Source organism: Rhizobium sp. TAL182 (assembly GCF_002117725.1).
Lineage (GTDB): Bacteria > Pseudomonadota > Alphaproteobacteria > Rhizobiales > Rhizobiaceae > Rhizobium > Rhizobium esperanzae.
The window spans coordinates 27207-40704 of the sequence record NZ_CP021025.1 but is presented as its reverse complement, the minus strand read 5'-3'; the positions used below and the strand labels follow the sequence as shown (position 1 = coordinate 40704).

11 protein-coding genes are annotated in these 13498 nt (G+C 62.4%); 4 read left to right on the top strand and 7 right to left on the bottom strand.

The genetic code is table 11. The features are described 5' to 3' along the window. The first annotated feature begins 33 nt into the window (after window positions 1–33). Window positions 34–1818, top strand: a complete 1785-nt coding sequence (locus Tal182_RS22410) for a thiamine pyrophosphate-requiring protein (RefSeq protein WP_085861051.1) — start codon at window positions 34–36, stop codon at window positions 1816–1818. 84 nt (window positions 1819–1902) lie between these two features. Here Tal182_RS22410 and Tal182_RS22405 read toward each other — a convergent pair whose 3' ends face one another. The 7 genes from Tal182_RS22405 to Tal182_RS22375 form a co-directional block, all read right to left on the bottom strand. Further along, the gene (locus Tal182_RS22405; RefSeq protein WP_064806492.1) at window positions 1903–2667 is read right to left on the bottom strand and encodes a FadR/GntR family transcriptional regulator; all 765 of its coding nucleotides are present in this window, start codon (window positions 2665–2667) and stop codon (window positions 1903–1905) included. A gap of 131 nt (window positions 2668–2798) precedes the next feature. Next, the gene (locus Tal182_RS22400; RefSeq protein ID WP_085861050.1) at window positions 2799–3869 is read right to left on the bottom strand and encodes a four-carbon acid sugar kinase family protein; all 1071 of its coding nucleotides are present in this window, start codon (window positions 3867–3869) and stop codon (window positions 2799–2801) included. Further along, the gene (locus Tal182_RS22395; RefSeq protein ID WP_085861049.1) at window positions 3866–4858 is read right to left on the bottom strand and encodes an oligopeptide/dipeptide ABC transporter ATP-binding protein; all 993 of its coding nucleotides are present in this window, start codon (window positions 4856–4858) and stop codon (window positions 3866–3868) included. The genes Tal182_RS22400 and Tal182_RS22395 overlap by 4 nt, the downstream gene beginning before the upstream one ends. Further along, complete coding sequence (locus Tal182_RS22390; RefSeq protein ID WP_085861048.1) at window positions 4858–5865, bottom strand: ABC transporter ATP-binding protein; 1008 nt, start codon at window positions 5863–5865, stop codon at window positions 4858–4860. The genes Tal182_RS22395 and Tal182_RS22390 overlap by 1 nt, the downstream gene beginning before the upstream one ends. Then, the gene (locus tag Tal182_RS22385; protein WP_085861047.1) at window positions 5862–6821 is read right to left on the bottom strand and encodes an ABC transporter permease; all 960 of its coding nucleotides are present in this window, start codon (window positions 6819–6821) and stop codon (window positions 5862–5864) included. Before Tal182_RS22385 ends, Tal182_RS22390 begins: the two co-directional genes overlap by 4 nt. A 2-nt stretch (window positions 6822–6823) precedes the next feature. Beyond that, the gene (locus Tal182_RS22380) at window positions 6824–7780 is read right to left on the bottom strand and encodes an ABC transporter permease (protein WP_029531769.1); all 957 of its coding nucleotides are present in this window, start codon (window positions 7778–7780) and stop codon (window positions 6824–6826) included. 123 nt (window positions 7781–7903) lie between these two features. Further along, window positions 7904–9541, bottom strand: coding sequence for an ABC transporter substrate-binding protein (locus Tal182_RS22375; RefSeq protein WP_085861046.1), 1638 nt, complete (start codon window positions 9539–9541; stop codon window positions 7904–7906). A gap of 325 nt (window positions 9542–9866) precedes the next feature. On the opposite strand from Tal182_RS22375, the gene Tal182_RS22370 reads away from it, so the two are divergent. The 3 genes from Tal182_RS22370 (at window position 9867) to Tal182_RS22360 (ending at window position 13461) form a co-directional block, all read left to right on the top strand. Further along, window positions 9867–10772, top strand: coding sequence for a dihydrodipicolinate synthase family protein (locus Tal182_RS22370; protein WP_085861045.1), 906 nt, complete (start codon window positions 9867–9869; stop codon window positions 10770–10772). Between the two features lie 13 nt (window positions 10773–10785). After that, on the top strand, window positions 10786–11973 hold the full coding sequence (locus tag Tal182_RS22365) for an exo-alpha-sialidase (RefSeq protein WP_085861044.1): 1188 nt from the start codon (window positions 10786–10788) through the stop codon (window positions 11971–11973). A gap of 354 nt (window positions 11974–12327) precedes the next feature. Next, window positions 12328–13461, top strand: a complete 1134-nt coding sequence (locus tag Tal182_RS22360) for an iron-containing alcohol dehydrogenase (protein WP_085861043.1) — start codon at window positions 12328–12330, stop codon at window positions 13459–13461. Window positions 13462–13498: the final 37 nt, after the last annotated feature.

The window sequence follows — 13498 nt, the reverse complement described above, 5'->3', positions numbered from 1 at the left end:
CGCATCCCACACGATCCCAGGAGAACAGCATCCATGGCGAAAACTGTCGGCGATTTTCTTGTGGCACGGCTTGGCGAATGGGGGGTGCGGCGTCTGTTTGGCTATCCTGGCGACGGCATCAACGGCGTCTTCGGGGCGCTCCATCGCGCATCCGACAAGATGGAGTTCATCCAGGCGCGACACGAGGAAATGGCGGCTTTCATGGCAGCCGCCTATGCGAAGTTCTCAGGCGAACTCGGCGTCTGCATTGCAACCTCGGGACCTGGTGCCACCCATCTGATCACCGGTCTTTACGACGCTCGCATGGACCACCAGCCGGTTCTCGCCATCGTCGGCCAACAGGCGCGCCATGCCCTCGGCGGACATTACCAGCAGGAGCTCGACCTTGCCGCCCTCTTCAAGGACGTCGCGGGCGATTTCGTGCAGCAGGCTTCCGCTCCGGCGCAGGTGCGCCATCTGATCGACCGCGCGGTTCGCATCGCGCTCGCAAACCGGACGGTGACAGCGATCATTCTGCCGAACGATCTGCAGGAAATGCCCTATGAGGAGCCAGCGCGAAAGCATGGAACCGTGCATTCGGGACCGGGTTACCACCCGCCGCGGGTCTTTCCGCATGGAGACGATCTTCAGGCTGCGGCCGATATTCTGAACGCGGGAAAGAAAGTGGCGATCCTCGTCGGCGCCGGCGCGCTCAACGCCACGGACGAGGTCATTGCCGTTGCGGACCGCCTGCAGGCGGGCGCTGCCAAAGCCCTGCTCGGCAAGGCCGCGCTGCCGGATGACCTGCCATGGGTGACGGGTTCGATCGGCCTGCTCGGGACAGAGCCCTCATGGAACCTCATGCGCGACTGCGACACCCTGTTGATGATTGGTTCCGGTTTTCCCTACTCCGAATTCCTGCCGGAAGAAGGCCGGGCGCGCGGCGTGCAGATCGACATCAATCCCGACATGCTGTCGCTGCGCTATCCGATGGAGCTCAACTTGACCGGTGATGCGGCCGAAACGCTCAGCGCGCTGCTGCCTCTCTTGTGGGAAAATCCTGATACCAGCTGGCGGCAAACGATCGAGAAAGACGTCGCCTCCTGGTGGAAGACCCTGGACGAGCGCGCCCATGTCGACGCCAATCCGGTCAATCCGCAGCGCGTCGTCACCGAACTTTCGCCGCGGCTGCCGGCAAACGCCGTCGTCACCAGCGATTCCGGCTCCTGCGCAAACTGGTATGCCCGGGACCTGAAGATGCGCCGCGGCATGAAGGCATCGCTTTCCGGTGGCCTGGCTTCGATGGGAGCTGCCGTCCCTTACGCGATCGCCGCCAAATTCGCTCATTCCGATCGCCCCGTCGTCGGCCTGGTCGGCGACGGCGCCATGCAGATGAATAATCTCGCCGAGATGATCACCGTTGCCAAATACTGGAAGAGCTGGGCCGATCCGACTTTCGTCATCTGCGTCTTCAACAACCAGGATCTGAACCAGGTGACGTGGGAGCAGCGAGTGATGGAGGGCGATCCCAAATTCAACGCGTCTCAATCTATTCCCGACATAGCCTATCACAAGTTCGCCGATCTCATCGGATTGCGCGGCATTTTCGTCGACCAGCCGGATAGGCTCGGCGCCGCATGGGAAGCAGCCCTGACCGCCGGTTGCCCCGTCATCCTCGAGGTGAAGACCGACCCGGAAGTGCCGCCGCTGCCGCCGCACATCACCTTCGAGCAGATGCGAAATCTCACCTCGGCCTTAATGACGGGGGATCCGCATCAGGAGGGTGTCATTGCCGGTACTTTCCGCCAGCTCTTTGCCGGCATTCTTTTGCGGCGATAACCTCATTACCGCTTCAAAATATCACTAAAGCGGCTCGGACTGGGGAATGACATCTGATGCCCGTATGCGGCTCGGCGACAAGGTTCAAAAGGACAGGTCGAGCACCCTGCCTTCGAACAGCCGGTCCCGGGAGCCTTCGAGATGTGCCTTCATCAGCCGTTGCGCATCATCAGCCCGGCCATCGGCGATCGCCTTGTAGATGGCGTTGTGCTCCTCATAGACCTGTTCCAGCCCCTGGCGGGGACCGAGCAAGGAAAGACCATGAAGGTGCATGCCGACGGCGATATGCGCTTTCAGGGCATCGATCGAGGCCGTGTAATAGTGATTGTTGGCTGCCTCCGTCACCGCGCGATGGAAGATGAAATCGGCGTCGGTGCGGTGCAGCTGATGGCTGGTCGCTTCGCGCAGATCAGCAAGGGCGCTGGCGATCTTCTGGATCGCCTGCTCATTGCGGCGTTTGGCGGCGAAATAGGCCGCGGCTGGCTCGATGGTCAGACGAAACTCGTAGCAGCGCTGAATATCGGCAATCGTCTTGACCGGCGAATAGGCAAGCTGCGTTGTCGGCGATCCATGCGCACTGACGAAGGTGCCGGCCCCCTGTCGGGCATAGACCATGCCCTGATCACGCAGGCGCGCCAGCGCATCGCGGACGATCGGCCGGGAAACACCCAGCATCGAGGCAAGTTCATGTTCGCCGGGAAGGCGTGAATCCGGCGGATAATTTCCGCCACGAATCCGCTCGAGCAACTGGTCGAAGACACGATCCACCAGCTTGACGGCCTTGCCGCGTTCGGGCTTGCCCGGCGGGCCGGTTTCCGCGTTCAAAGATTCGCCATTCGCTTCAACCACGTCATTCTCCCCGACGGTATCTTACTAGAGCATGATGCCGAAAAGTGTGAGCGGTTTTCGGACGACATCATGCTCTCACTCCAGAATTTAGAACAGGACGATTTAGGCTGGTTGGCCTAAATCGTCCTGTTCTATGCCGCCTGATTCCGAAGAACCAGCTTTAGCAGACTATCGGGCTTGCCGAAGCCCCCCGACTTGACGGCGCACCGAAAACGCCGGCCATCGGCGGCCGTGACATCGAACCAGGGAATGCCAGCCTCGATCTCGCCCTTGGGCGCCAAAACCCTCACGCCCAATGTGCGGAAAACGGCAAGAGCCGTATCGCCACCGCCGACCATCAGCATATCAGGCCTCGTGTCGTCGATGACGGCCTTAACGCCTGCCGCAAAGTTGCGGGCGACGAGCCCCGCATCGGCTGCCATATCGCCTGTGCAACGCAACAGCACCGGCAGCGCCAGGCCCTCTCCACATTCGATCTCGCCCATTGGCGCGTCCACCACCATGCGCAAGGCGCCCGTGCTTTCAAGCCGGTTCATCTGAGCGGCAGTGATCGGATCGCGCGAGCCGAAGGCAAACAGGGTCCGCGGGCTCGCTGCAAATTCCCTCCCGATCGATTGACCTGCCTCGCCGAGGTGGCGCGCAAGTGCGGCGCCGAGACCCCGGGCGCCGACTGCAAGGGTCGTCTGCCAGTCATGCCCCTCGGCGATCTGGTCAAGATCGGCATCGTCCTCGGCATCGGCAACGACAACGACAACGCGGTCCGCGCCGGTTTTGAACAGCTCAGCGATCGGCAGCGGCCGGTTGACGCCGCGGCCGACGACACAGCCTCGGTAGGTCAACCGCTCCTGATCGGGAATGGCGGGCGCGACGAGGATGGTCTTGAGGTCGAAGACCTTCGCCAGCGCCATGCTTTCCGCCGCGACATTGCCTTTCAGCCGGGAATCGATCTTCTTCATGACGACCGCAGGCTTCTCGTCACGAAAGACCGCCGCCGCCGAGTGTACTCTTTCGGCGGCTTCGCGCTCGTCCAGTGCGCGGGAGGCGGTGTTGATGACGACGACATCGCAGCCGGTGGCGACCGCCTCCTGCGCCGCCTCTATATCGATGGCGACGGCCACCGAAAGGCCGGCTTCGACGAAGGGTGTGCCGGTATCGAGCGCACCGGTCAGATCGTCGGCAATGATCGCAGCCTTCAGGATCATGCGATTTGCTCCGTATTGACGGCGTGGCACGCAACGAGATGACCGGGCCTGGCTTCCTTCCAGGCGGGGACGACCTTGCTGCAGACATCCATGGCGATCGGGCAGCGCGTGTGGAAACGGCAGCCGGACGGCGGGTTCAGCGGGCTCGGCACGTCGCCCTGCAGGATCTGGCGCTGGCGGGTGCGCTCCAGTTCCGGATCGGTCTCCGGAACGGCCGACAGCAGCGCCTTTGTATAGGGATGCAGCGGATTGTCGAAGAGCTCCTCGCGGGTGGCGAGTTCGGCCAGCCGCCCGAGATACATGACGCCGACGCGGGTGCTGATGTGGCGCACGACGGCAAGATCATGGGCGATGAAGAGGTATGTCAGCCCGTATTTTTCCTGCAGATCGAGCAGCAGGTTGATGATCTGCGCCTGGATCGATACGTCGAGTGCCGAGATCGCCTCGTCGCAGACGATGAATTTCGGCTGGCAGGCAAGCGCGCGGGCAATGACGACGCGCTGGCGCTGGCCGCCGGAAAGTTCGTGCGGATAGCGCTGGGCAAAGCGTGTGGGCAAGCCGACATCGGTGAGCAGCGTCGCTACCCTCTCCTTCAGCTCAGCCTTGGTGCAGAGCTTATGAAAGAGCATCGGCTCGCCGATCGCTTCGCCCACGGTCATGCGCGGGTTGAGCGTCGAATAGGGATCCTGGAAGACGATCTGGAGGTCGCGGCGGAAGGGCCGCATCTGCTTCTCGTCGAGCGTCGCGAGGTCCTGACCCTTGTAGACGACCCTGCCGCTGGTCGCCTTGTAGAGGTTAAGGATGGTGAAACCGGTCGTCGATTTGCCGCAGCCGGATTCGCCGACGAGGCTCAGCGTCTCGCCTTCCATGATGTCGAGGTCGACATTGTCGAGCGCATAGACGGTCGCCGAGCGCTCGCCGAAGGCGCCAAGCTTGACGTGGAAATGCTTGACCAGGTTTTCGACCTTGAGCAGCGGTTGAGCAGCCATCACGCGGCCTCCTGCATTCTCTGGACGACGAAACAAGCGGCGCGATGGCTGCTGCTGCCGCTCAAAGGTTCGAGCCGCGGCACCTGCTCGTGACAGATCGCCTCGACGAGCGGGCAGCGCGGCGCAAAGGGGCAGCCCTTCGGCCGGCGGCCGGGCTCCGGCGGCGTGCCGCCGATCGAGCTCAGCCGGCTTGCCGGCGGATCCGACAGTTTCGGGATAGAGGAGAGCAGGCCGCGCGTATAGGGATGGCTGGGACGAGCATAGAGCTCGTCCACCGGCGCATCCTCGACGACCGTGCCGGCGTAGAGCACGGCGACGCGATCGACAAGACCGGCAATCAGCGCCAGATCATGGGTGATCCAGACGACGGACATGCCGAGCTTGGCTCTGAGATCCTTCACCAGATCGACGATCTGGGCCTGGATGGTGACGTCGAGCGCCGTCGTCGGCTCGTCGGCGATCAGGAGCTTCGGATTGCAGGCGAGGCCGATGGCGATCATTACCCGCTGGCGCATGCCGCCTGATAGTTCGTGCGGAAAGGCCTGCAGGCGCTCTTCGGGACCAGGAATACCGACCAGACGTAGAAGCTCGACAGCGCGGGCGCGGGCTTCCGCCTTCTTCATCTTGCGATGATAGATCAGCGGCTCGCAGATCTGGTCGCCGACGCGCATGACGGGATTGAGCGAGGTCATCGGGTCCTGGAAGACGAAGCCGATATCGCCGCCGCGCACCTTGCGCAGCTCGCTGTTCGACATCGTCTGCAGGTCGCGGCCGTCGAAGGTGGCCGTTCCCTTGGCGACCTTGATCTTGTTCGGCAGGAGCCGCATCAGGCTCAGCATGGTGAGGCTCTTGCCGCAACCGGATTCGCCGACGACGCCAAGGGTCTCGCCCTTGTCGACATGGAGATCGATGCCGTCGACGACGACGGCCGGCCCATTGCGGCCGTCGATCTCGACAGTGAGGCCCCTGACATCGAGCAGGCGTTCTCTGTTTTGCGTGTCCATCATTTGCTGCCCCGCGGATTGAGCGCGTCGTTGAGGCCGTCGCCGAGGAAGCTGAAGGCAACCGAGGCAAGGCCGAGCACGGCCGCCGGAGCGGCGAGAAGATGCGGATAATGCTGCCAGACGCGAAGACCGTCCGAGATCATGTTGCCCCAGCTCGGCGTCGGCGGATTGACCCCGACCCCGAGGAAGCTGAAGGCGCTTTCCAGCACCATCGCCGTGCCGAGACCGGCGCTGACCGAGACGATCAGCGGCCCAAGCGCATTCGGCACGACATAGCGCTTGATGATGACCCAGTTCGACAGGCCGAGCGCCTGGGCCGCGGTGATATAGGGCCGGCTGCGGATCGACAACACCTGGGCGCGCACCAGACGGGCGTAGGGCGGCCAGGAGATCAGTGCCATCGACCCGAAGACGAGGATGAAATCCACCCAGATCGTCTGGCGGTAGAAGGGATTGAGGGTCTCGAGGTAGCGCGCCTCCATCCACCGGGTGATCGGCGATTTCAGCGACGCGTTGATGACGACGACGAGCAGCAGGTTGGGAACCGACATCGTCACGTCGGTCAGCCACATGATGGCGCGGTCGAAGGGATTGCCGAAGAAACCTGCGACCGCGCCGAGCGTGAGGCCGATCAGCACGGCGAAGAAGGTGACGATGACGGCGACGAGGAACGCGGTCCGCGTGCCGAAGACGACGCGGCTGAAGACATCGCGGCCGAGGTCGTCGGTTCCGAACAGATGGCTCATCGACGGCAGCGCGTTGCGGGCGTTGAGATCCTGGCTGAGATAATCATAGGGCGTAAGATAAGGCCCGAGGATCGCCGTGAAGGCAAGGATCAGGACGACGATGAGGCCGAAGACGGCGAGCTTGTTGCGCCGCAGCCGATGCCAGGCGTCGCGCCACAGGCTGACCGGCGGCTCCTCGATGGTTTCGGGGGTGGAAAGAGGGATTGCGGACATGGTCAGCGGCTCCTTCTTGAATCATTGGCGCGCGGATCGAGCAACGGATAGAGCACGTCCACCAGGAGGTTCGACACCATCACCAGGAACGATCCGATCAGCGTGATTGCCAGAATGACGGGATAATCGGAATTGATCAGCGCCTGCACCGTCAGCCGGCCGAGGCCCGGCAGGCCGAACACCAGCTCGACGAAGATCGCCCCGTTGACGATGGTGATCATGATCAGGCCGAGCTGCGTCACGACAGGCGTCAGCACCGGCCGCAGAATATGGCGCAGCGCCACGATGATCTCCGGCACACCCTTGGCGCGCGCCGTGCGGACGAAATCCTCCGACAGCACCTCGATGACGGCGGCGCGCGTCTGGCGCACGATCAGCGCAATCGGCTGGAAGGAAAGCACGAGCAGCGGCAGCAGGATGCGGACATCGAAGACGCCGCCCCAGCCATAAGGCACGCTCGTGCCCGGCAAAAGCACGATGAGGCCGACCATCAGCAGCGGACCGGCGACATAAGCGGGAATCGCCCAGAGGAAGAGCGCCGAGCCCAGAATGGCATAGTCGAGGCGCGAATTCTGGTTCAGCGCGGCGATCATGCCGAGCGGGATCGCGACGACAGCCGTCAGGATGATGGCGCAGAGGGCAAGCTGGAACGAGACCGGGGCGGCAGCCGAGACCATCGCCCAGACGGCGCGGCCCGAGGTCAGCGAATTGCCGAACTGGCCGTGCAGCAGGTTCCAGATGTAAAGGCCGAACTGTTCGATGAAGGGCCTGTTGAGCCCCGCACTTTCGCGGATGGCCTCGATGCGCTGCGGATTATAGGCGACGTCGCCCGGCGCGCGCAGGAAGATGAGCTTGATCGGATCGCCGGCGCCGTAGAAAGCCAGCGCGTAGACGGCCAGCATCACCACGAGAACGGACGGAATCCAGATGGCGAACCGGGTTAGCACGTAGCGCAGCAAGGCCACCTCCCACCTGTTGTCGATGCGGTCCACCCCTGAAGCCAGATCGCACTCTTCGTCTTGAAACTTGCGCGAAGGCCTTGCAGCCTTCGCGCGCTTATTGCCAGGAACGATAATTCCCAATCAGCCGATGGAGATGTTCCAGGGTTCGGCGATCTGCCAGTCGAGGTTCTTCTCCATGCCCTTGACCTCCTTGGTGGCCCAGCGCGACATCGCCTGAGAATACCATGGAATGAAGGCCCAATCCTCGCGGAACGCCTTCTGGGCTTGCTGGGCGAGAGCAACGCGCTGCGGATCGTCCGCAGCCTTGGTCGCCGCTTCGGCAAGGGCGCTGTCGACCTTGTCGTTCTTGTATCCGCCGAGCTTGTTCTGCGCGTTCGACGAGGTCGAGGCGATGCTGCCCGCCAGATAGGAAACGGCGTCGGGAACACGGGTGCCGACGTCGTCGCGGAAGATCTGGACCGAGTTCTGATCCGGACCGGCATAGGCGTCCTGCTGCGGCTTCATGTCGACGGCCGTAATACCGAGGTTCTGGCGCCACTGCTCGGCGATGAACTGGGCGGCCGCCTGAATGGCCGGCGCCGAGATGCCGACGAAGAGGAGCTTCGGCAGGCGCTCGGGCCCGCCATAGCTCGATTCGGCAAGCAGCTTCTTGGCGGCTGCCGGATCATAGGGAAAAGGCTCGAAGCCGGAATTGTCGGCGCCGGGCACCGAGTTGAGGATCTGGTCGGCCTTCTTGTGGGGGCCATCCGGATAGGACGCCTTGAACAGGCCGTCGCGATCGACCGCCATGATCAGCGCCTGGCGGACCTTCGGATCGTCCATCGGCGCGCGGGAAGTGTTGAACCAGAAGTGCTGGCTGGTCGGGATCAGCGGGCCGGCCGAGAATTCCGGGCCGAGATCCTGAATGATCGTCGAGGTGACGAGCTCGGTATGGGCGTTGAACTCGCCCGACTTGATCAGCGATGTCGCAGTGACATTGTCCTCGATCGAGGTGATGTCGATGCGGGCAAGCTTGGGGTTCGGCCCGAAGAATTTCTCATTCGGCTCGAAGGTGATCTTGCCGGCATCGATATCGATGCTCGTCAGCTTGAACGGGCCGGAGAAAACTGGCTTGTTCTCCGGCTTGTACCAGTCGATGATTTCCTCGCCGTCGCTGCCGCGCGACTGCGACGCCTTGGTGATCGGTGCGATGTGATTTGCGAGACGCATGAAGAAGATCGGATCGGCGGCGGCGAGCGTCACGACGACCGTCCCCTCGTCGGGCGTCGCGACACCGGTCAGCTCATTGCCCGAGCCGGCGGCGATTTCGGCGTAACCCTTGACCTTGCTCAGCACCTGGTCGGCGCGCTGGCTCTTGGTGTTCGGCATCGAGGCGACTTCCCACGATCCCTTGACGTCGGCCGAGGTGATCTTGCTGCCGTCGGAGAAGACGGCCTTCGGGTCGATCTTGAAGGTCCAGACGGTATTGTCGGCCGATTCCCAGCTGGTGAAGACGTAGGGCTTGATATTGCCCTGACTGTCGAAATACATCGGAGAAGCCCACCAGATCGAGTTCCAGCGGAAGGTTCTGCCGCCGCCACGCAGCGGCGACCAGTCCTGGTCGAAAGCCGGATGCGCGACTTTCAGGACTTGGCCTTCGTCCGCCAGCACGATGCGGGCATTCATCCCGAAGACGGTAAGGCCGACGCCGGCGGCGAGGCCGAGTTTCAACGCATTGCGACGTGATAGATTGGTTTTGTCAGATTGATCAAAAGACATGCATTCCTCCCACGATTAATTCGGCAGCACTCTCCCTGCACCCTCCCAGGCGCAGCATAATCCCTGTCATATCGTTCCCTCGTTATTGTAAATATGTCAACAAAAAAACGCGATTTTAATCCGTCGAAAATTATATGATAAAAATAACGCTGTAATTACAGCTAGATAATATTCCGCCTCCGGAGTCACTCATTTTGTCTTCTTGACAAAAGCACCGCGATGGAAAAGTTCTTTGCATTCCATCGCCACAGACAAATGACAATCGCATGTGCTGTCGGACGGTTCGACGGATCGGCAAGACAAGGCGCGCCGAAGGGAGGCCGGAATGAGCCATCACAGGATTACAGGCGTTTTCAGCGCGGCCGCAACGCCGCTGACCGCAAACAATACGCCGGATCTCGGCCTTTTCACCGATCATTGCCGACGGCTGCTGGCCGAGGGATGTCATGGCGTGGCCCTGCTCGGCACGACGGGTGAGGCCAATTCCTTTTCCGGAGGCGAGCGGCGCGCCATTCTGGAAGCGGCGCTGGAGGCCGGCGTTCCTGCCGACAAGCTGCTGCCGGGAACGGGCGTCGTCGCCATTCCGGAGACCGTCGAACTGACCCGGCACGCCCTGTCGCTCGGCGTCACCAAGGTGGTGATGCTGCCGCCCTTCTACTACAAGGGCGTCTCAGACGACGGCCTCTTTGCCGCCTATTCGCAGGTGCTGGAGAAAGTCGCCGACACGCGGCTACAGGTCATCCTCTATCATATTCCGCAGGTCTCGGGTGTGCCGCTCTCCATTCCGCTGATCGGCCGGCTGATTGCCGCCTTCCCGGAAACCGTCGTCGGCATCAAGGAATCTGCGGGCGATTTCAATAACATGCAGGCCATTATCGCTGCCTATCCCGGCTTTTCCGTCCTGGCGGGCGCCGATCCCCTGCTGCTGCCGCTCTTGAAGGCCGGCGGCGCGGGCTGCATCACGGCCACCTCCAATCTCGTGGCCAGTTCGCTGCGCACGGTCTACGACCATGTCCATGACGAGAGGCGCACCGGCGAAATCGAGGCGGCGCAGGTGCGCATCAACGCCTACCGCACACTATCCAACTCCTACGTCCAGATCCCGACCATCAAGGCGATGGTCGGACTGAAGACAGGCAATCCCGCCTGGAAGCGCACCCGCGCACCGTTGATGCCGCTCGGCGAAGCTGATTATGCCGCACTCGCCGAGAGCTACGCCAAGCTGCCCTGAGGAGACCCCCGCCATGCGCTCTACCGGCCTACCCCCCGAAGCCGTTCCAGCCCTGATGACCGGGGCCATCACCCCTCACCCCGCTGTCGAGGGTCGCGCGGACGCCTATCTGCCCTCGCCGTGCATCCAGAACCATGCAGCCAATCTCGCCTTCCTGCCCGACGGCACGCTGAGCTGCGTCTGGTTCGGCGGCACGATGGAGGGCATGGGCGACATTTCGATTTACATGTCGCGGCTGGCGCCGGGCGCCGACCGCTGGTCGGAACCGGAAAAGATGAGCGACGATCCGGAAAAATCCGAGCAGAACCCTTTGATTTTCAATGCGCCTGACCGAAAGACATGGCTGCTTTTTACCTCGCAGACCTCGGGCAATCAGGATGGTTCCGTTGTCAAATGCCGGATCTCCGATGACGGTGGCCGGACGTTCGGCACGGTTCGTATCCTCTGCGACAGCCCCGGCACCTTCGTTCGCCAGCCGATCGTCGTGAACGACAGAGGCGAATGGCTGCTGCCGATCTTCCGCTGTGTCGGCCTCGACGGCCGGCGCTGGAGCGGCGACGCCGATACGGCAGCGGTACTGATCTCGCGCGATGGCGGCGCGAGCTGGCAGATGAACGACGTTCCCGACAGCATCGGCGCCGTGCACATGAACATCCTCCCGCTCGGCGGCGACGAGATGATCGCCTTCTACCGCAACCGTTTCGCCGAGACCGTTCTTTCCAGCCGGTCGAACGACGGCGGCAGGACGTGGAGCGCTCCCGAGCCCACGGGCCTGCCGAACAACAATTCCTCGATCCAGGCCACGGTCCTGGATGATGGAGCGATTGCAATGGTTTACAATCATTCGAATGCAGCCATGTCGGATGCGCGGCGCCAGTCTCTCTATGACGAAATCGAAGGCGACGGGGCTGGAGAAACGGCCGCCGTCGTTGCCGTTATCGGCCGCAAGGCGGTCTGGGGTGTGCCGCGTGCGCCACTGAGCCTTGCGATATCGCGGGATGGCGGCGAGAGCTTTCCGCATCGCATGGATCTCGATACCGGCGACGGCTTCTGCCTCAGTAACAATTCCAAGGATTCGCTGAACCGCGAATTCTCCTATCCGTCGATCGTTCAGGGCGGCGACGGTACACTCCATATCGCCTACACATACTATCGGCGGGCCATCAAATATGTGCGCCTCGCCCCGCAATCCTTGCCGTAAGCGAAGCGGCGACCGAGCAATTGTAAATCTGCGTCCGAAGAAGGAGAAGGACGCGGGTTTCAATGGCTTCGGCCGGCCGAACGTCTTGAGCTTGATAACAAGTTCGGCTGGCTCCTCGAACATACGACAGGCAGGTTCGGCCTGCGTGGGCTATTGGAGTTCAGCGAGGGAGATCCGATAACTCCCAGATTTGTCTAATGTTTATATGTATTCTCTCCGCGTGAGAGCTTCAACCTTCCGATATCATGCGACAAAATTTTCAGCTCTCGGGAATGCCGACTTGACATTGACATTACAACTTTACATTAAAGAAGACGACACTGTTGCCGCAAGATCCGCAGGGAGGACTGGTTCATGGCCAGCTTGGGTTCGCCAATCACGATAGTTCGGCCGCATTTGATCGAGTTCGGCATCGGCACAGCGGGAAAGCTCGGCAGATGGGCTGCCGAAAAAAACTACAGGCGCACGCTCGTGATCTCGGATGCGTTCAACGCTTCGCGCATCGATGTGCTGGAACTGAAGGGCGAGGTCACGGTGTTTTCCGAGGTGACACCTGAGCCGGATACGGCCAATCTCGACAACGTATTGGCAGTGGCCAACGCGGCCGATGCCGAGTTGATCGTCGGCTTCGGCGGCGGCAGCGCCATGGATCTGGCAAAGCTCGCCGCCGTTCTTGCCGGCTCGACGCAGACGCTGCACGAGGTCGTCGGTCCGAACAAGGTCAACGGCCCGCGCAAAGTCGGGCTCGCCCAGGTGCCGACGACTTCCGGCACCGGCAGCGAGGCCGGCATCCGCGCGCTCGTCACCGATCCCAAGACGATGGCCAAGCTCGCCGTTGAAAGCTTGCATATGCTGGCCGACATCGCCGTCGTCGATCCGGCGCTGACCTTCAGCGTGCCGGCGCGCACCACCGCCGCAACCGGCGTCGACGCCATGGCCCATTGCGTCGAGGCCTTCACCAACCGCAAAGCCCATCCGATGGTCGACATCTATGCGATCGAGGGAACGCGGCTCGTCGGCAGGTATCTTGCCCGTGCCGTCAAGGACGGCAACGACGCGGAGGCGCGCGCCGGTCTCGCGCTCGCCTCGCTTTACGGCGGCTTCTGTCTCGGCCCGGTCAATACCGCCGGCGGCCATGCTCTCGCCTACCCTCTGGGCACGCGCTGGCACGTGGCGCACGGTGCCGCGAATGCTCTGATCTTCCCGCATGTTCTCGCCTTCAACACGCCGGCAGCCGCGGAGAAGACGAAAGCGGTAATGGCGGCGCTCGGCTACGAAACCGCGGAAAATATCGCCTCCGTCTTCGATGCGGCTTACGCTTTCTGCGCCGAACTCGGCATCGAAATGAAGCTCTCCGGTCTGGGCGTGCCGGAAAGCGATCTTGACGCGATGGCCGACGACGCCTTTGCCATTCGCCGACTGCTCGACAACAATCCGCGCGATCTCACCCGCGCCGACATTCGCTCAATTTACGCGGCCGCCTTTTAAAGCATGGTGCCGAAAAGTGTGGGCAGTTTTCGGACGA